The organism is Trichlorobacter sp., assembly GCF_030247655.1.
Taxonomy (GTDB): Bacteria; Desulfobacterota; Desulfuromonadia; order Geobacterales; family Pseudopelobacteraceae; genus Trichlorobacter.
In genome coordinates this window covers 1-19,688 of the sequence record NZ_JAOTRZ010000016.1, presented here as the reverse complement: position 1 = coordinate 19,688, position 19,688 = coordinate 1, and the positions used below count along the sequence as shown (strand labels likewise).

The following is a 19,688-nucleotide window of genomic DNA, read 5'->3' as shown; positions in this document are numbered from 1 at the left end:
GAACACCCTCCTCGTGGATGATAGAGTTTCAGTAAAACAGGTTGCTTGACTAACGCAACTGACGTGCCAAACAATCAAATCCCCCAAAAATGATTTTTACCTATTATAATTAAACAGTTAAGACAAGCGCTACAGACATAGCATCTCACCACCCCTACACCTCTTTGCAGCAATGCAAACAGCGTTTCACACAAAACCAGCAGATAACTTACTAGAGACATTACATTTGCTATTTTGCAAACATCTATTTTTGCTTTACATTGATATCGCATTTATGCAACAAACAAAATTATCAAACGTCATGTATACAATCACAGGACAGCCCCCGTATGAACGCACTCAAAAACAATGAGCACCGCAGCATCTGTGCCCGCTGTGGTGGCCAGTGCTGCCGCACCAGACCTGGCATTGAGTCTCCTGAACGGTTCCAGGCACAGCCGGATCCCGCAACTGCCCTGGCCGAACTGCTTATACGGCGGGAATGGATTCTGGAAACACATTATGGTGTGCCCTACACCCCGGGCGTTACCGCACCAGATCCAGACCGGATTATCCAGTACCCCAGACCGGCAACGATGAGTGAGCAGAGTAAAAACAGTGCTGGCATAACCGCAGCAGATGACTGTGTCTACCTGACACCAGTCGGCTGCAGCCTGGCCTTTGATTCCCGTCCCCGCATGTGCCGGGAACTGATACCGGACAGCTGTTTTGAGTGTGAGACCCCCTGGGGGCGCCGGGAAGCAGCCCTGGCATGGCTGCACCATCAGGATATTATTCAGGCGGCATCTGCCACTCTGGCAGTACAAAAGGGATCACAACCATGAGCAGTCCACTTGTTCTCTTGGTATCCCGCAGCGCCAGCCGCACCCAGGTGTACCGGGAAGCACTTGACACCCTGGGCGTCTCCTGCCTTGCCATTTCAGAACTGAAAGAGGTTTCAATACTGGCGGCCGGCACTCCATTAAGCGGTATTCTGCTGGATATGCCGGTACTGATCAAGGCAACGCCCGGAGACAAGACGGCTGCAGAAGACATCCTTAAAGCGCTCCCCAGTGCCTATCTGAATATTGCTCCGGCAACTGACGCCATAAAACTTCTGACGGCCAACGACACCCAGGGTACTGCCAGATCCATCGAAGAATTTGCGGGGCTTTGCAGGGGATTTACGCCACGCTTAGTCCGCCCTAAAGATCGTTATCCATTGCATCTCCAGGCGATGTTGACAACGCCCCCTGAACAGGGCAGCCCGGAACGGACCGTGACCCTGAACCTCTCCCCAAGAGGTTGCTTCCTGTTCACGGGCAACACAGAGCTTCAGCTGGAGCAACAGGTTAGCATTCAGTTTATCGGTCTTGAAGACACAACGCCGGTCACAGCCACCATCTGCTGGTTACGGCGTTGGGGCACAGACCCGCAGCATGTGCCAGGTATCGGTGTTCATTTCATCGATCTTTCTGAGTCACAACATGCGCAGATAGTGAGACTTCTGGAGCCGTTACAGCCGCACTGACGGCCTTTTATTACATAGACCTTACGGTCCAAACGGGGACACATGCTGAAGAACATCGTAAGCCATATGAAACTGCGCAGCAAACTACTGTTGCTGGTGCTGCCGCTGGTAATCATCCCGATTATCGTGGTGGCGCTGATAACCGGCTTTATTGCCAACCAGAAGGCCTATCTGGGCATTACCCAGACCAGCAAGGACGACCTGCAGCATATGGCAGAGTTCACCATTGACCTGTTGCGTTCCTACGACAAACAGTACCAGGATTACCGGGAGGAGATCTCCGGCAGCCTGGAAAACGAACTGGCATCCCAGGCCTTTGCGGCCCTGAAGGAAAAAATCAAGAATAAACGTGTTGGCAAAACCGGTTACATCTATTGTATTGACCGCAGTGGCACCCTGAAGATCCACCCGGAGGCCGAGGGACGTACCATCATTGATGCCAAGGATTCCAACGGCAATCCGTTTATCCGCGAGATGATTGAAAACAAAAGCGGCTGGATCCGTTACCCCTGGAAAAATGTGGGCGATCAAAAACCACGGATGAAAATTGTGCGTTATGAGTATTTTCCGACCTGGGACTGGATTGTGGCGGTCGGATCCTATGAAGATGAATTCTACAAAGAAGCAAACTCCATTAAGCATCATATTTTTGTAAGTACCCTTATTCTGATCGGCATTGTTGGTTTTTTAGCAACGCTGCTGGTTTTCTACGCCTCATCCATTGCAACCAACCCGATCACCCATATGATTGAGACTATCCGCAAGGTAAAAAAAGGCGATATGCAGGCCCGGATGGAAGTGGTCGGCAGCGACGAATTGGCAGAAATGGCCACCGCCTTCAACCACATGACCAACATTATCCAGCGCAATCAGGAGATGGAAAGCGCCCTGGCGCAGCAGGGCAAGATGGCCTCGCTGGGGGTACTTTCGTCAGGTGTGGCCCATGAGATCAACAATCCGCTGGGAGTCATTCTGGGATATGCCGCCTACCTGGAAGGAAAACTTACCCCTGAGGACCCGCACTATAAATACATTCATGAAATCAAACGTGAAAGTAAGCGCTGCAAGAAGATTGTGCAGGATCTGCTCTCCTACGCCCGAACCCCACGCCCCACCCTTGAGTTGACCAATCTGAACGAACTGTTAGCTGAAATCACCGAGTTTGCCGCAAACCATACTGACATGCGCGGCATTACGATCCAATCCAGCTTTGAAGAAGGGCTGCCCAACATATTGCTTGATGGTGACCAACTACGCCAGGTTGCCATCAACCTGATCCTGAACGCCGGTGGCGCCATGCCTGAAGGGGGCACCCTGCAGATCAGGACCGAGACCGGACCGGAGCGGACCGTCAAGATCAGCTTCCGTGACAGCGGCTGCGGTATCCCCCAGGAAAGCCTGGAAAAGATCTTTGAGCCGTTCTACACCACCAAGGCTAGCGGTACCGGCCTGGGGCTGGCCATCACCCGCCGGATCATAGAAATGCACCACGGTGACATCAGCATTCAAAGTGAAGCCAACAAGGGAACCACCGTAACCGTAATCCTGCCAATAGACCATGAGGAACTGGTATGACTGACGAACAGCGTATCCTGCTGATTGATAATGAAGAGGGGCTCTGCCGGATGATGGAACAGGTACTGCTGGACAGCGGTTACCTGGTGCGAGCCTACACCAGCCCGGTCAAGGCAATGGAAGAGTTTGCGCCAGGTGCCTGGGATCTGGTGATTACCGACATCAAAATGCCCGGCATGACCGGGCTTGAAGTACTGCAACGGGTTAAGGAAAAATGCCGCGATATCCCGGTGATCATCATCACCGCCTATGCCACGGTGGAGATGTCGATTCAGGCCCTGCGCAAAGGGGCCTATGACATGCTGACCAAACCGTTTGAGCCGGACGAACTGGTTTTCCGGGTTAAAAACGCCCTGCAGCAGGCCCAACTGACGGAAGAAAACCGTGAACTGCGGCGTGAAATTGAAGAAAAGCTGCAGTTTGATAATATCATCGGCTCATCAGGGGCGCTGCGTAACGTATTGGATAAGGTTGCCAAGGTGGCCGGACGGGATACCTCGATCCTGATCACCGGCGAATCAGGCACCGGCAAGGAGTTGATCGCCCAGGCGGTACATATCCACTCCAGCCGTAAAGACGCTAAGTTCATGGCGGTTAACTGCGGTGGTCTTCCGGAAAGTATCCTTGAAAGCGAACTGTTCGGCTACCGCAAGGGTGCCTTTACCGGTGCCATGGAAAACCGGCAGGGCCTGTTGGAGGCGGCCGACGGCGGCACCCTGTTTCTGGATGAAGTGGGCAATCTACCGATGAACGTCCAGAAGACCCTGTTGCGTTTTCTGCAGGAAAAAGAGTTCCGCCGGGTGGGTGACACCAATTCCACCAGGGTGGATGTGCGGATAATCTCAGCCACCAATGCCGACCTGAAGGAAGGGGTCCGTACCGGATCATTCAGGGAGGACCTTTACTACCGCCTGAACGTGGTCAACCTGCATCTGCCTCCCCTGCGGGACAGGATCGATGATATTCCGTTACTGGCCGCCCACTTCATCCATTTGCAAAACCAGAAGTTTGGCATGGCTGTCAAAGCATTTGAGCGGGATGCGATGCAAATTCTCTGTACCTTTGAATGGCCAGGAAATATTCGACAGTTACGCAATGTGATTGAAGCCTGCATGGCCATGGAGGAAAGTGATTACATCAGCCTGGACACCCTGGGCCAGGTCATTGACCTGCCGGAAGGCAGGATCATTCCGGTAACGGTGCAAGCCGGCCCGGTCCTGTCCGATGACCTGCCATTTACCGAGGCACTGGATCGATTTGAGCGGGATCTGCTACGGGATCTGCTGAAAAAACATGGTGGGGCTGTCGACGCAGCTGCCAAAGAGGCAGACATGAATATTGCAACGCTGTACCGCAAGATCAAGAAATACGGCCTTAAGAAGGAAGAGTACGCTGACTGAACCTAACCGCTTCTGCTTGCAGTTACCGCAAAAACAGAATAATGAGTAGATCAATCCTGTTTCAAAAGGACGTGATCTGGTGCCGACAACTCCCGCTACAACTCTCCACTTTGGAAAGCATGCCTTCCGGCGGTTCAGACCGTTTGCTGCAGCCTGCCTGTTGCTGGTCACTGCCGTTTCCGTGGCAGCCGGAAGCCCGGTGAAGCAACGCAAGGATATGCAAACCCCGCCCGCACAGCATCTCCAGCTGAGCCCCGCTGAAAAACAGTACCTTCAGCAGCTTGGTCCAATCACGGTCTGTCCTGATCCAGACTGGATTCCCTATGAGCAGATGGATGCCAAAGGCAATTTTACCGGCATTGCGGCAGACCTTTTAGAGCTGGTTGCACAGCGGGTTGGCATCAGCTTCCGTTACATTAAGGTTAAAGACTGGGACGAGGCGGTTGCCCTCTCCCAGGCTGGCAAAGTTCTGCTCCTCCCCTTCCTGAATCAAACTCCGAAGCGTGAGCAATGGCTAACCTTTACGGAGCCGCTCTTCAGTGATCCCAACGTATTTATCACCCGTGAAGAGTATCCATTTATAACCAACGCAGCCCTGCTGAAGGACAAAATCATTGCGGTACCCAGCGGCACCTCCATTGAAGAGAAGGTCCGCCGCGACTATCCCAACCTGAAGATCCTGAACACCGGCAACTCGGAAGCAGAGGTATTTAAAGCGGTCAGCGAACGTCGCGCTGATCTGACCCTGCGTTCTCTGACCCTCTCGGCCTACACCATCCGCAAAGGTGGCTGGTTTACTCTCAAAATCGCCGGACAAGCTCCAGACGAATATATCAACCGCCTGCGGATCGGTGTACTCAAGTCAGAGCCGATGCTGCGGGAGATCCTGAACAAGGGGATCGCCACCATTACCCCCCATGAACGGGAAGAGATCACTAACCGCCATATTAACATCACAGTAATCAAGCCGATGGATTATGGCTTTATCCTGCGGATTGCCGCTGCTCTGGCCATCCTGATCGGTCTCTCATTCTATTGGAACCTGCGCCTGAAACGGATCAATGCCGCGTTGCAGGAAAGCGAGCGTAGCAAATCGGTGTTGTTGGCAAATCTGCCCGGCATGGCCTATCGCTGCCGACTTGACCGTGACTGGACCATGGAGTTTCTCTCCGAAGGATGCCTCGGCCTTACCGGTTACCGCAGCGATGATCTGGTTATGAACAAACGTCTGGCGTTTAACGACCTGATTGTCCCGCACTACCGGGAACAGCTCTGGGAAGACTGGCAGAAGGCGGTACAAGGGCGACACGCGGTACGGTTGGAATACCGAATCACAACCGCTGACAACCAAGAAAAATGGGTCCTTGAACAGGGGATACCGATCTTTGATGAGGCTGGCCAGGTCCAGGCCCTGGAAGGGATTATTGTCGACATCAGCGAACTGAAGCAGATTGAAGCGCAGATACAGCATCTGGCCAGCTACGACAACCTGACCAACCTTCCCAACCGGGCGCTCTTCAGCGACCGGATCGAGCGGGCCTTGTTGTCTGCACAACGACACAGCTCCAAGTTGGCGCTCTTTTTTATCGACCTTGACCAGTTTAAGCCGATCAACGATGAACTTGGCCATGATGTTGGAGACTGGCTGCTGCAGGTGGCTGCACAGCGAATGACTGAATCGGTGCGGGAGTCCGACACCGTTGCCCGGATTGGCGGCGACGAGTTTGCCGTGTTACTGCAAAGTATCGCCACACTGCAGGACGCCCGCAATGTGGCTGAAAAGATACGTACGGCTCTCAACCGCCCCTTTATTACGCCAGCCGGTGTAACGCTGAACATCTCCTGCAGTATCGGCGTGGCCCTCTACCCTGAAGATGGCAACAATCAACGGGACCTGCTTCATGCTGCAGACGAGGCGATGTATCGCGCAAAAAAAGGGGGAGGCAACGCGGTTGAGCTGTGTCAACCGTCTAGGCCGCAGGCCATACCGACGACAAGCCATTCAATCATCAGGTTAGTCTGGAAGCCGGAATATCTGAGCGGTGAGCCGAGCATCGACGCAGAACATCAGGAACTGCTCAGAATGGCCAACCTGCTGCTTGAGCAGATAGCCTCACCAAAGAACGATCCAGCACGCTTCAACGCCACTCTTGACAGTCTGTTGCAGCATATCACCAGCCACTTTGAAAACGAAGAAGCGCTGCTGCGCAGGATCGGCTATCACGAGGTTGATGAACATGCACGTCAACATGCCCTTCTGAAGGAACAGATCGTCACCTTACGTCAAGTAGCTGAAAAGCGTACTATTTCAACCGGTGAACTGGTTGATTTCCTGGCAATCAAGGTCGTTCATGAACACCTGATGGAGGCGGACCGGAAGTACTTTGCCCTGCTGACAGCAGGAACCACCAACAGTAACACGACCCAGGACGCCAACTAATGCGGACCTTATTGTTCAGTGCCTTGGCAGTTACAATCATCACCTGTTCTGGTACAGCTCACGCCGTTGAGATCGATACCCAACTGCTCAGACAGCTGCAGGAGACCATCAGGCAGCAACAACAACTGCTGCAGCACCAGGCAGCACAACTTGAGAATCAGGCCGCGCAGCTTCAACGTCAGGACGGGCAATTACAGCAATTGCAGCAACAGGTCAGTGTGCTGCTGCAAAAAGCGACTACCCAACCACCGGCACCGTCTATCCAGGAAAAACCGGCACCAACCCTGCAGCCAGCAGTTCCTGCTATTATCGCCTCCGGCAACGACAAAATCAAACTGACCCTCTCCGGCCAGATCAACCGGGCTGTCAACGTTGTATCAGACGGCGCCGGAACGGCGATCTACCATGTGGACAACAATGTTTCCAACTCTCGCTTCCGGCTGGTGGGCAGCGCACCGATCAGCTCAGACCTGACCTTGGGTACCCGCTTGGAAATGGCCTTTACAGCAGATGAATCATCAAAGGTTTCGCAAGATAATCAGGCGCCCGGCACCTACCTGAACTCACGCTGGGCAGACATTTCACTGGCCAGCAAACGTTTCGGCAAGCTCTCGCTTGGCAAGGGTTACACCGCCTCCTACTTCACCGCCGGCTCCGATCTCTCGCAAACCGATATTGTGCTCTACTCCTCGGTGGCTGACATCGCCGGTGGCCTAAAGTTCCGCAAAAAAGACGGACAACTGACCAGCACTGCCCTGGCCGATGTCTTTACAGATTATGACGGTCTGAACGTCAAATCACGGCTGCGTTATGACAGCCCGACCTGGAACGGCTTCAGCCTGGCCGGCTCGCTGGTTTCGGGGCAGCGTTCTGATTTGGGACTACGTTGGGGGGGCGAAGTGTACGGCTTTCAGGGGGCGGCCAGTTTTGGTCTGGCAAATCCGAGGCTTGAGGACAGCCGCCTGCAGTATGACGGTTCTTTTTCACTACTTCATACTGCTAGCGGCCTGAACCTGACGCTCTCAAGCGGTATGCTTGAGAAAAAGACTGACCGGAACGCCTTTAGCTACTACGCCAAGCTGGGCTGGCTGGCTGATCTGACCAGCCAGGGCAGCACCGCCTTTGGTCTGGATCTGTCACGCTCGGACAACAGTGTGGCGCCTGGCGACCGGGGCAGTTCGGTCGGGGCTGCAGTGGTGCAGGAGTTCAAAAAAATAGCGACAGAACTGTATCTGCAGTACCGCGTCTACTCGCTCAAAATGGGAGACAGCACGCCGGTCTACGACATCAATGTTGGGACGCTAGGTCTCAGGGTCAAATTCTGATAAACCGCTAGACTACTAGTTCTGATCCCCGTTCCCGCCGCCGTACATATCCAGCCATTGCTGCTGAGGTGTACGGCTATCCCCGTACTGCACGACCACGCCATCCTCACGTTGGTATGAACATGACCAGCCGGGCCGGTCAGCCTTAAAAAAGGTGGGGTAGTCACGGGGATGTTCCAACGGGTTGTACGGTTCGGAATAGTTGCTCCAGTCCGCAGGCCTCGGGCAGCGTTCATCTCCACGGTAATCACCATCAGCCCAGACCAAACCTGCTGGAATCACCAGTAACAGTGCCAGTATCATTGTTCGCATCGGTTCCTCCTATCCCTGAAACGCCAGCTGCACAGTCCGGCTGCGCGGTCCATCAAATTCACAGAAGTAAATCCCCTGCCAGGTTCCCAACCAAAGTATACCACCACGCACAATCACCTGCACAGAAGAACCGAACAGGCTGGCCTTGATATGGGCATCTGAGTTACCCTCTGCATGGCGGAAACCGGCAACATTCGGCACCAGCTGTTCCATGAACCAGGTCATGTCGCGGGCCACATCCGGGTCTGCATTCTCATTGATGGTGACCCCGGCAGTGGTATGGGGCACACAGACCGTCAGGATGCCGTCCTGCCAGCCACGCTGCTGTAATAACGCAATCACCTGCCCGTTGATCGGCACCATTACATTCTTCTGTGCTGTCCTAATCTGAAATTCAGCAGTCTCCATAACATCTCCTGGTAAAGAGAAAAGGGACAAAAACCATCAACCGGTTCATGCCCCTTTTTCTTTACCGTCAAATCAAGCTGTCCGAGCCAGACTAGACTACGTCAACAAACCTGATCCAGCCATAACGATCATCCTGCTTGCCAGTCTGGATACCGGTCAGGGCGTCGTACAACTTCTGCGTGATTGTACCAACACCACCATCACCAACCTGCAGTGCCTCATCCTTGTAGCCAAGCGTACCCACCGGAGTCACCACCGCAGCGGTGCCACTGCCAAAGGCCTCGGTCACCTTGCCGCTACGCAGGTCTGCAAACAGCTCATCCACATCAATCAGCCGCTCCTCAACCGTGCAGCCGAGTTCAATTGCCAACCGCAGCACTGATTCGCTGGTAATACCAGACAGGATCGAACCGGTCAGGGGAGCAGTTACAATGTGGTTACCGTAGGCAAAGAACATGTTCATGGCCCCTACCTCTTCAATGTAACGCCGTTCCTTGCCATCCAGCCAGAGCACCTGGTCATAGCCTTTTTTCTTGGCCTCCAGACCTGCCTTGAGTGAAGAGGCATAATTGCCGCCGGTCTTGGCATCACCGGTACCGCCAGCAACAGAACGGACGTAGGTATCCTCCACCAGAATGCTGACCGGATTAAATCCGGCGGCATAGTAGGCTCCAACCGGAGAAAGGATCACAAAGAAGTAATAGTGGTCGCCCGGCTTAACCCCGAGATAGGGGTCAACCGCAATCATGGCTGGACGGATATAGAGAGCAGTGCCGGGTGTTGCAGGGATCCAGTCCTTTTCCAGCTCAACCAGCTTGTCTATACCATCCAGAAACAGTTCTTCAGGCACTTCAGGCATGCACATCCGGTTGGCGGATTGATTAAATCGACGGGCGTTCATCTCTGGACGAAACAGCGCGATCCGGCCGTCCTCCCATTTGTAGGCCTTAAGCCCCTCAAAGATCTCCTGAGCGTAGTGCAGGACCGTTGTGGCCGGGTCGAGGACAAACGGCTCGTACGGCTTGATCCGGGCATTGTGCCAGCCTTTATCGGTAGTCCATTCGACCAGCAACATCCGGTCAGTAAACAGCTTGCCAAAACCAAGTTGTGTCTCATCAGCCACCTTCTGTTTCATCTTCTCAGGGGCTAAGGGGAGTACTTCAATCTGCATCTGACACCTCCTGCAAAAATATCTGAAAAAAGAGGCGGCCCATGGCCGCCGTTGCCTTTCATACTTACTGCCAGCCAGAAACAGTGTCAACTATTTCTTGGTCTGGCAGGGCTGCAGCAACAAACAAGACTGGCAGCCAGCAGACCAATCCGATTTTTTTAAGGTTATTTACAAAAAAAATGAGCTGACCGCTTGCAGACCGGAAAACTGGTGTTATCATCTTACTTCAAGCAGTAACCGGTGCAGGAGACGTCCTGTACTGTAACCAATCCAAGGGGGTACCCAGATGAAGAAGGCAGATCTCGTAGCAAAGATGGCAACCGATGCAGGCATCACCAAGGCACAGGCAGAGAAGGCACTGGCAGCTTTTATGGCCGCGACCGAAACAGCGTTGAAAGCTGGCGACAAGGTAACACTGGTAGGCTTCGGCACCTTCAGCACCATCTCCCGTAAAGCCCGTACCGGTCGCAACCCCCAGACCGGCAAGGAAATCAAGATCGCTGCCAAGACCTCGGCAAAGTTCTCTCCCGGCAAAGGCCTGAAAGATCTGAAGATCAAGGCAGCCAAGAAGAAATAAGCCTGTTTAGATGTCGTAAAAAAGCCCCGTTTTTCGGGGCTTTTTCTTTTCCTGCAGTTTTGTACGCGAAACCTGGTTACCCTGACACCCGCCTGACCACCGAAAGCAGTTGTTCCGGCATAAACGGTTTGACAATCCAGCCGGTGGCACCGGCAGCCTTACCCTCCTGCTTGCGCGCATCCTGTGACTCGGTGGTGAGCATGACAATCGGCAAAAAACGGCGCGTTGCATCACTTCGCACCGCCCGGATCAAGCCGATTCCGTCAAGATTGGGCATGTTCAGGTCAGTAATGATCATATCCGGCTTTGCACCGTTCAGCTTGGATAGCGCCTCCCTGCCATCACCGGCTTCAATCACCTCATACCCCCCCTGCTTCAACGTAAAGACAACCATCTGTCTGATACTTGCCGAGTCATCAACCGTCATAATCACTTTTGCCATAATCATTCTCCTTCCCGTCAAACAGAATACCTACTACTGTTCATCAAACCCTGATTGCACGCATTCCCTGACCAGACACCAGTGCAACGATTCTTTCTGGTATTGCGGACAAGGTGACAACCTCATCCACCCCACCCCGAATAATCGCCTCCTTGGGCATACCGAACACGACACAACTCTCCTCATCCTGTGCCAGAGTGCAGGCACCAGCCTGCTTCATCTCCAGCATACCTGTTGCACCGTCATCCCCCATACCGGTCAGGATCACACCGATGGCATTTTTCCCGGCACAGTTGGCAGCTGAACGAAAAAGAACATCAACTGAAGGGCGATGGCGACAGACCGGAGGACCGTCAGCCAACTTGGTGATATAGTTGGCACCAGAACGATCCAGCAAAAGGTGACGGTCACCCGGTGCAATGTAGGCATGACCGGGCAGAACCCGCTCACCATCCTGGGCCTCCTTGACGGCAATGCGACAGAGACCGTCAAGCCTGCGGGCAAAAGCACTGGTAAAGGCAGCGGGCATATGCTGGGTAATCAGGATACCGGGGGCATCGGCCGGCATCGAGACCAGTACCTCCCTGATCGCCTCCGTTCCTCCGGTGGAGGCACCAACAATAACCACCTTCTCGGTGCTCTGCAGCCGATTACTGATAGAAGGCAGTACCACGTCAGCGGTAAGTTTCTTTTCCACCTGCAGCAGAACAGGCTTACGGACCAGACTCTTTAGTCGTGCTCCAGACGCTGCCCTTATTTTTTCAACAATCTCCTGACCACTTTCATTGATACCGTTAATGATGTCTATTTTGGGTTTGCTAACGTAGTCAACCGCGCCAAGTTCCAGCGCCCGCAGCGTTGTCTCTGAGCTACGCTCGGTCAGTGAGGAGACCATAACCACCGGCATCGGGCGCAGACGCATCAGTTTTTCCAGAAAAGACAGCCCGTCCATGCGCGGCATCTCCACATCCAGAGTCAACACATCAGGATTAAGCGCCTTGATCCGCTCGCGAGCGATATAGGGATCAGCCGCGGTCCCCACCACCGTCATGTCCGGCTGGGCATCAATCAAGGTGCTCAGCAGGTTCCTGATCAGGGCTGAGTCATCAATAATCAGCACCTTACAGGGCATAACAGCCCTCCTGATACGACATTTGAAGCGGGCAGACATTCAGAAACTGTTTATAAATTTCTGAAAAGACCGGTTTTAGTTCGCTAAAAGCCATCAGTACCGCAGGATCAAAATGCTGCGGCATGGTACGACCATCTCCTGACTCAATAATCCGACAGGTGGTACTATGATCAAAGGCCGGTTTGTAGCTGCGCTTGTTTCTCAAGGCGTCATAGGTATCGGCCAGCGCAACAATGCGTGCCTCTATCGGAATAGCCTCTCCAGAGAGCCCATAGGGGTAGCCGCTGCCATCCCAATGTTCATGATGATACAAGGCCATCTTGTAGGCCATTTCCAGACGTGGATGGGGACCGATGATGCTTGCACCATAGATGGTATGCTTTCGGATTATTTCCATCTCTTCCGGCGTGAATCGTGTTGGTTTTCTCAACAGGGCTGAAGGCACATAAATCTTGCCCACGTCATGGAGTTGGCTTTTTAATGCCAGTGAGCGTGCTTTTTCAGCGTTGAGCCCCATACTTCGTGCAAGCACGGCACAATACTCTCCGACTCTGACAATATGATTACCGGTATCTTCATCATTTGCTTCAGCAGCACGGGCCAAGGCATTTATGGTGTAGGCAAAGGCGTTTTCCGCCTGAAACCACTGGTTGGCAAGATTTTCAATAAAGAGTGTCTGAACTGCCAGACCTTTCACCACCGTGGCATCATGGGCGGTAACACGACGGGGATAATTAAGCGCGCAGACCACAAAGGAGCCATTACGATACCAGACAAGGTTTTTATACCGTTCACCACGCCTGACAAAATGTTCCGTAAACGCCTTTAGCTGCGTGTCTTCAGGCAGTTCATCACCGCAATTCACAAAATAGAGGGAATGCTCACTACGACTATCCTGAAGTGCCAGTTCAGGGGAATCAAGATAGTGATACTTGCCAAAAGAACCGCAGGGAGATGATTCATACCAGTACCACTCGGCTTGATTTGCATCAGGCTTATTGACGGTCAGTATCACTATTGACGGACCCGGCAGTTCGTCGTGATATTCACTACTTAACAAGGTATTCACCATAGTATCCAGACTGGTGGTACCGCCGCATTCAGCAGCGCCCGGCGCGGTTGACTTTTCACCAAAATCAATCAGGGAGTTAATCGTGCGGTAAGCATCGGCAATACGGCTGTGATGCTCAGTAACCCGCTTCTTGCTGCGAATAGTATCGGCACAAGTCATAATTGCCTGATGCAGTTTGGCATGCTCAATCGGCTTTAGCACATAATGGCTGACTCCCAGATTAAGCGACTCCAGCAGATAATCAGCATCATTATAGGCCGTGGTGATAATGATACGGGCATCATGATCCTCAGCAAGGATATTTCTTGCCATGACAATGCCATCCATTACCGGCATCTTGATGTCGGTAATCACAATATCCGGGGAGGTCTGCTGATAGAGATCTAGGCCATCACTGCCGTTTTTGGCAAGCCAGACCTGTTCAAAACGCTTTTTCAGAAAACACTCAACACCACTACGCACGTTGTCATCATCTTCAACATAGAGAAGAGATAGATCCCTTGCCCGTTCTCGCATGGCCAACTCCTATCCAGCTGCAGCAAGCTCCACGGTAAACATTGCACCGTCCTGCAGGTTATTGGCGTACAGACATCCTTTCATACTGTTTTCGATAATCAGCTTGGACATATACAGCCCCACACCGCTTCCTTTCCCTTGATCCTTGGTACTGAAATAGGGGTCAAAGATACGGTCCAAAATCTCTGCCGGAATACCACCGCCATTATCTGACACGGCAATAACCACACCATCAGTCGAACGGTTGACCTCTATCATAATCCTGCCATGACGGTGCAACCCCTCCTGATCACGGCATTCCAGAATGGCGTCATAGGCATTCTTCAACAGATTAAAGATCGCCTGTTTGAACTCATTCCGGCAGCCCATGATCGCGATCGGATGCTCTGCATCCGGCTTACAGGCAAAGACAACATCAATTGCATGGGTAGCAAACAGGCCTGACAACAGAATAAGAACATCGTTAATCGCCCTTGCAGCATCAAATGCCTCATGGGGCATGCCGGACCGCTGAAAATTCCTGAAATCATCTATGGTTTTAGACATAGTATGAATCTGCTGCATGGATCTATGAACCATATCTTCAAGAAACACGTGATCCAGCTCGCCAAATTCGTAGGCTTCCTGAACATTCTGAATCATGACTGCCAGTGCATTAAGCGGCTGACGCCACTGGTGAGCAATAACCCCGATCATTTCTCCCATTGCAGCCATACGGGACTGCTGAATCAGCAGTCGCTCTTGCAGCAGTCGTTTTTCAGTCTCCTGTTCCACCTGCCTTACAAGGGTCTGATTCAGATGACGCAATCGGTTATCTGCAATCTCCGCAGGCACTTTCCGACGAATTGAGCTTCTCATGCCGAACACTCCCTAAAACAATTGAGCCCCCTGGCAGGTTGTGCCTCTGTTCCCCGCGGACGGTATACGGTATTTCCGCAGGATTGAACCAGATCAGCGGCATAGTTTAGATTTTCAGAATGACCGGTAAAGAAGAGGCCATCCGGTTTCAGATGACGCAGGCATTTGTTCAGCACCTTCTGTTGGGTTGGCCGGTCAAAATAGATCATAACGTTACGGCAAAAGATAGCGTCATACTGCTCCTTCATCGGCCAGACAGGGCTCAGCAGATTCAACTGTTGAAACCTGATCATCTGCTGCAGTTCAGGCCTGACCCGTACAAAACCGGTATGCTCACCATTCCCCTTCAGGAAGTACTTTTTAACCGTTTTTTCCGGCAGATCACGCACCCGGTCAAAGGGATAGACCCCTTCAGAGGCCATTTCCAGCACACCAGTGTCCACATCGGTTGCCAGAATACGGACCGGTGGATGAAAAGACTCAAAATGCTCAGCCACGGCAATGGCCATGGTATAGGGTTCTTCGCCGGTGGAGGTGGCACAGCTCCAGAGCAACGCCCTGCCGCCACGGGCCCGGGCAGCCACATGCTCAACCATGATCGGAAAATGATGCGGCTCACGGTAAAAAAAAGTCAGGTGGGTGGTCAATGAGCCGACAAAAACAGTCCATTCCGCCTCATTACCCTGTTCCAGCAGTTGCAGGTATTCGGCAAAGGTAGCCAGTCCAAGTACGCGCAGACGTCGTGAAAGCCGACTGTAGACCATTGAGGTCTTTGTGTCTGAGAGCCTGATGCCTGCCCGTTCATAGATCAGCCTACAAATCTGCCTGAAATCAGCTAGGGTAAACATAAATTCATGGGTATCAGACACCCTATCGGTTGTATTTCTGTTATCAGAGATCATTGGTCTACCCTCCTGCCTGACACCTCTTCCACCGTTAAAAACGGTTAAAACTCGTCCCAGTCAGCATCATGTCCAACCGCCTTACCCATCGTAGAAGCTGAAGTTCCCTCGCTTACCGGAGCTTTATGATAGCCATTGGCCTTTTCAGGCTTGTGATAGCCGTTGGCCTGTCTTGTCTGCTCCAGTTGTGCAAACTGTTTCGGCAGCGCCGTTACATTTGGTTTTTGCTCCTGCACCCTTGCCCTGTAAGACTCATTCAGCCTGAAGCGATTAACCGCCTCAACCAGCATCTGGGCCTGTTCCTGCAATGCCGCAGCAGCAGAGGCAGCCTGCTGTACCACGGATGAGTTCTGCTGGGTGATCTCATCCATCTGGCTGATGGCGGTGTTGACCTGTTCAATCCCACTACTCTGCTCCACCGAGGCAGCCGAGATCTCGGCCATGATATCGGTTACCCGCTTGATACTGGTCACGATCTCCTGCATGGTCTGGCCTGCCTCCCCCACCAGCTTGCTGCCATCATTAACCTTGTCCACTGAATCACTGATCAGTGCCTTGATCTCCTTGGCGGCAGCGGCGCTGCGCTGGGCCAGATTTCTAACTTCACCGGCTACCACCGCAAAGCCCCGGCCCTGTTCACCGGCCCGGGCAGCCTCAACCGCTGCATTCAAGGCCAGAATATTGGTTTGGAAGGCGATGCCGTCAATCACACCGATGATATCGGCAATCTTTTTAGAACTGTCAGTGATGGAATCCATGGTGGTGACCACCTTGTTAATCACCGCCCCACCCTTAACCGCTACCTGGCTGGCATCAATGGCCAACTGATTCGCCTGCTGGGCATTTTCTGCATTCTGCTTCACCGTAGAGGTCATCTCTTCCATACTGGAAGCGGTCTCTTCCAGTGACGATGCCTGTTCTTCAGTCCGTTGGGCCATATTGGCATTGCCGGTGGCGATCTGCTGGGAGGCGGTGGCAATGGCATCGGATCCGGAGCTGACATTGCCCACGATCTCACGCAGATTGGCAACCATGGTTGCAAAGGCAGTACCCATAACATCCCGCTCTGAGGTCGGCTTTACTGTCACGGTCAAATCACCTGCCGCTATCTGCTCAGCGCTGCGGGCCAACTCTTTCAACTGATTCACCATATTCTTCAGGGCCAACATCAGCTGATCCTGGGCCGAGCGGGGCGTAATCTCAACCTCCAGATCTCCTGAAGCAACTTTTTCTGCAGTATCGGTTATCATATCCAGCGACATGATCAGGCTATTGAGATTATTCTTGATCTCGTTGAAATCACCATTGTAGTTGTCGGTGATTCTGGGTGGAACATCACCCTTGGAGATCCGGTCCACATACTCGGCTGCCACATTCAAAGGGCCGATCACTGCATCAAGAGTTGCATTGATTCCTTCAACCATCTCCCTGAAACTGTTATTGAACTTTGACGCATTTCCACGGGTTGCCAGACGGCCACCTTTGGCGGCATCCACCAGCATCATAATTTCCTGATTAAGTGACAGCATATTTCTCTTAACATTGTCGATGGCCTCAGTAATCAACGCCTTTTTGCCCGGCAAGCGATCCATATCAACCGTGAGATCGCCGTCGGCATATTTGCCGACTACCTCTACCACCCGCATCTTTACAGCTATATGCGACTTGACCAGAATATTAATCCCCTCAGCCATTCGTGCGTAGGCCCCCTGGAATTGATCCACCGGCATCACCTCATCAATCATCCCCAGGTCGTGCTGCCGACTCATCTCCTCACGGGCAACAACCAGACCGTTCAGAGCATCAATGCAACTGTTCAGGTTATTCTTGATCTCGTTAAAATCACCGCTATAGCTATCGGTAATACGGGGCGGGATATCACCCTTGGAGATCCGGTCCACATACTCGGCTGCCACATTCAGAGGGCCGATCACTGCATCAAGGGTCTGATTGACTCCTTCTACAATCTTCTGAAAATCACCATGGTGCCGGGCAGCGTTGGCACGGGTAGCCAGTTTTCCGGCCACGGCTGCATCGGACAGCATATTGGCATCGGCCACCAGGGCATTGACTGCGTCAATGCAAGCGTTCAGGTTGTTCTTGATCTCGTTGAAATCGCCGTTGTAGTTATCGGCAATTCTGGGGGGGATATCCCCTTTGGAGATCCGGTCCACATACTCGGCTGCCACATTCAGCGGACCGATCACCGCATCAAGGGTCTGGTTAACCCCTTCTACAATGCCGCGAAACTCAAAGTTAACTTTTTCCACATTGCCACGGGTGGCCAGCTTACCAGCCACTGCGGCTTCAGCGAGGCGGGTTGATTCATCCAGCAATCCTTTAAGAATAACAGCGATGTTACGCTTAAGGTAGAAGCCGATCATCAACGACAACAGGATTGCCACCACCAGGGCAACAACCAATTGTGTCTTGGCATGAGTGGCCACCTTTTCACCTGTCTTGCCGGCTTCACGACCCAGATTTTCATTCAACCTGGCCAGCTTGCCCAACAATGTCTCCACCTCCAAAAACTTCTTGCGAGATGCCTGGGATGCTTCAAAGGCTTTGCTATCAACAGCATCGACACGCTTATCTTTCAGATCGGCACCGGCTGCCAGCAGGCTGTCTTTTTCATGGGACAACTCCACCACCTGCTGGCTGGCTTTTTTCCAGGCCTCCCACTTTGGAACAAACTCCTTCCAGAGTGCTGCCTCTTCAACGGTCTGGGGCAGAGGCTCATAGATCTTCCAGGCCTCTGCTGCTTCTTTCCAGGACAGCTCAATATGATCGTACTGCGCCTTACGCACAGCCGGATCCATCATTCTTCGATTGATCAGCCCCCGTTCTCCAGCCAGAATGCTATACTGGGCCTCCTTCATGATCAGCAGCGTCTGGACGCTTGGAAGCCGCACCTCGGCGACTTCGTACATGTTCTTTGACACTTCATTTAAACCGTAGTAGCCGACGACCCCCATAACAGCGGCAATCAGCGTTACCACTGCAAAACCTGTCAGTATCTTGGTTCCAAGCTTCATCTGCTTAAACATGGCCAATCCCTCCTTAGTCGCTCACACAGCACGCCAGGGGCTGCTCAGGCGGCCAGATCCAGGTGATACTCTGCGGAATTCTCCACCAACTGCATATCTGCGCCACCCATCAGCTTTTCTATATCGGCCAGGATCAGCATCTGTCCGTTTGTGGTACCGATACCGGTGATGTACTGGGTATCAATGCCGGTGCCGAACTCAGGCGGCGGTTTGATCTGATCAGGCAGCAGGCTGACCACGTCAGAGACCCCGTCCACCACCATGCCGATCACCCGTCCCAGAACATTGATGATGATTACCACCGTGAACTCATCATAGGCCACCGTGCCCAGGTTAAATTTGATCCGCATATCGATAATCGGCACAATCACCCCCCGCAGGTTAATCACCCCTTTCAGGAACTGCGGAGCGTTGGCAATGCTGGTCACCGCGTCATAGCCACGTATTTCCTGTACCTTAAGGATATCCATGCCGTACTCCTCTTTGCCCAGGGTAAAGGTCAGATACTCCCTGGCGCCGTCCTCTGCCATTGTGCTGGTCATTTCTTCCATGACTCTGGAACCCTCCTTTAGATTTGCGGGGCTTTACGCCACAGGTGAACCAGGTCTCCCACATCAAGGATCAGGGCGACATGGCCGTCTCCCATGATGGTGGCTCCGGCTGTGCCATCCACCTTGCGATAGTTTGTCTCCAGACTTTTGATCACCACCTGATGCTGATTCAGCAGTTCATCCACCAGCAGCGCCACCTGCTCACCTTCTGCATCAACAATCATCACCACCGCCTGTTCCGGCTGCGTCACAGCCCCCTTGATGCTGTAGAGCTCATTCAGGCGCAGCAAAGGCAGATATTCACCCCGCACCATGACGGTGGTATTGCCGCTCACCGCGTTGATATCAGCAGACTGCGGCTGGAGCGACTCGATGATCGAATTGAGCGGCACAATAAAGGTCTCGCTCCCCACCCGCACCGAAAGACCATCCAGAATGGCCAGTGTCAGC

General features: G+C 52.9%; 19 protein-coding genes. 8 read left to right on the top strand and 11 right to left on the bottom strand.

The annotated features are described in order from the left end of the window. The first annotated feature begins 329 nt into the window (after positions 1-329). The 6 genes from OEL57_RS02705 to OEL57_RS02680 all read left to right on the top strand — a co-directional run bounded on the left by OEL57_RS02705 (position 330) and on the right by OEL57_RS02680 (position 8,250). Complete coding sequence (locus OEL57_RS02705) at positions 330-824, top strand: hypothetical protein (RefSeq protein ID WP_300736669.1); 495 nt, start codon at positions 330-332, stop codon at positions 822-824. Continuing rightward, positions 821-1,510: a PilZ domain-containing protein gene (locus tag OEL57_RS02700; RefSeq protein WP_300736668.1), complete on the top strand. Its 690-nt coding sequence runs from the start codon at positions 821-823 to the stop codon at positions 1,508-1,510. The genes OEL57_RS02705 and OEL57_RS02700 overlap by 4 nt, the downstream gene beginning before the upstream one ends. Before the next feature lie 42 nt (positions 1,511-1,552). Further along, positions 1,553-3,085: a Cache 3/Cache 2 fusion domain-containing protein gene (locus OEL57_RS02695; RefSeq protein ID WP_300736666.1), complete on the top strand. Its 1,533-nt coding sequence runs from the start codon at positions 1,553-1,555 to the stop codon at positions 3,083-3,085. Then, a complete protein-coding gene (locus OEL57_RS02690) occupies positions 3,082-4,485 on the top strand; it encodes a sigma-54-dependent transcriptional regulator (protein WP_300736664.1) in 1,404 nt (467 codons plus the stop codon). The genes OEL57_RS02695 and OEL57_RS02690 overlap by 4 nt, the downstream gene beginning before the upstream one ends. Positions 4,486-4,564: 79 nt before the next feature. After that, entirely contained in the window at positions 4,565-6,925 is a 2,361-nt protein-coding gene (locus tag OEL57_RS02685) for a diguanylate cyclase domain-containing protein (protein ID WP_300736663.1), read from the top strand. Further along, positions 6,925-8,250 carry a porin gene (locus tag OEL57_RS02680; protein WP_300736661.1) on the top strand — a complete coding sequence of 442 codons (1,326 nt, stop codon included), beginning with the start codon at positions 6,925-6,927 and terminating at the stop codon, positions 8,248-8,250. Before OEL57_RS02685 ends, OEL57_RS02680 begins: the two co-directional genes overlap by 1 nt. 15 nt (positions 8,251-8,265) lie before the next feature. On the opposite strand, the gene OEL57_RS02675 is transcribed toward OEL57_RS02680, so the two are convergent. The 3 genes from OEL57_RS02675 to OEL57_RS02665 form a co-directional block, all read right to left on the bottom strand. After that, positions 8,266-8,562 carry a hypothetical protein gene (locus tag OEL57_RS02675; RefSeq protein ID WP_300736659.1) on the bottom strand — a complete coding sequence of 99 codons (297 nt, stop codon included), beginning with the start codon at positions 8,560-8,562 and terminating at the stop codon, positions 8,266-8,268. 9 nt (positions 8,563-8,571) lie between these two features. Next, positions 8,572-8,970 (bottom strand): secondary thiamine-phosphate synthase enzyme YjbQ, encoded by a 399-nt coding sequence (locus OEL57_RS02670; protein WP_300736657.1) that lies wholly within the window; start codon positions 8,968-8,970, stop codon positions 8,572-8,574. A gap of 91 nt (positions 8,971-9,061) precedes the next feature. Then, positions 9,062-10,141, bottom strand: coding sequence for a branched-chain amino acid aminotransferase (locus tag OEL57_RS02665; RefSeq protein ID WP_300736656.1), 1,080 nt, complete (start codon positions 10,139-10,141; stop codon positions 9,062-9,064). A gap of 41 nt (positions 10,142-10,182) precedes the next feature. Here OEL57_RS02665 and OEL57_RS02660 point away from each other — a divergent pair, with 41 nt between their 5' ends. Together OEL57_RS02660 and OEL57_RS02655 are read left to right on the top strand one after the other, a co-directional pair. After that, entirely contained in the window at positions 10,183-10,329 is a 147-nt protein-coding gene (locus OEL57_RS02660; RefSeq protein ID WP_300736655.1) for a hypothetical protein, read from the top strand. A gap of 98 nt (positions 10,330-10,427) precedes the next feature. Next, positions 10,428-10,718, top strand: a complete 291-nt coding sequence (locus OEL57_RS02655; RefSeq protein WP_300736653.1) for an HU family DNA-binding protein — start codon at positions 10,428-10,430, stop codon at positions 10,716-10,718. Between the two features lie 76 nt (positions 10,719-10,794). Here OEL57_RS02655 and OEL57_RS02650 read toward each other — a convergent pair whose 3' ends face one another. From OEL57_RS02650 to OEL57_RS02615, 8 genes are all read right to left on the bottom strand, one after another. Then, positions 10,795-11,160, bottom strand: a complete 366-nt coding sequence (locus OEL57_RS02650) for a response regulator (protein ID WP_300736651.1) — start codon at positions 11,158-11,160, stop codon at positions 10,795-10,797. A 43-nt stretch (positions 11,161-11,203) separates the two neighbouring features. Beyond that, complete coding sequence (locus tag OEL57_RS02645) at positions 11,204-12,292, bottom strand: protein-glutamate methylesterase/protein-glutamine glutaminase (protein WP_300736649.1); 1,089 nt, start codon at positions 12,290-12,292, stop codon at positions 11,204-11,206. After that, positions 12,282-13,880 (bottom strand): HD domain-containing phosphohydrolase, encoded by a 1,599-nt coding sequence (locus OEL57_RS02640; protein ID WP_300736647.1) that lies wholly within the window; start codon positions 13,878-13,880, stop codon positions 12,282-12,284. Before OEL57_RS02640 ends, OEL57_RS02645 begins: the two co-directional genes overlap by 11 nt. Before the next feature lie 9 nt (positions 13,881-13,889). Then, positions 13,890-14,738, bottom strand: a complete 849-nt coding sequence (locus OEL57_RS02635) for a sensor histidine kinase (protein WP_300736645.1) — start codon at positions 14,736-14,738, stop codon at positions 13,890-13,892. Continuing rightward, the gene (locus tag OEL57_RS02630) at positions 14,735-15,640 is read right to left on the bottom strand and encodes a CheR family methyltransferase (protein WP_300736644.1); all 906 of its coding nucleotides are present in this window, start codon (positions 15,638-15,640) and stop codon (positions 14,735-14,737) included. Before OEL57_RS02630 ends, OEL57_RS02635 begins: the two co-directional genes overlap by 4 nt. A 44-nt stretch (positions 15,641-15,684) precedes the next feature. Further along, positions 15,685-18,687 carry a methyl-accepting chemotaxis protein gene (locus OEL57_RS02625; RefSeq protein ID WP_300736643.1) on the bottom strand — a complete coding sequence of 1,001 codons (3,003 nt, stop codon included), beginning with the start codon at positions 18,685-18,687 and terminating at the stop codon, positions 15,685-15,687. A gap of 44 nt (positions 18,688-18,731) precedes the next feature. Continuing rightward, complete coding sequence (locus OEL57_RS02620; RefSeq protein ID WP_300736642.1) at positions 18,732-19,238, bottom strand: chemotaxis protein CheW; 507 nt, start codon at positions 19,236-19,238, stop codon at positions 18,732-18,734. A gap of 17 nt (positions 19,239-19,255) precedes the next feature. Beyond that, positions 19,256-19,688: chemotaxis protein CheW (locus OEL57_RS02615; protein WP_300736641.1), on the bottom strand; the 433-nt coding region annotated here is incomplete at its 5' end.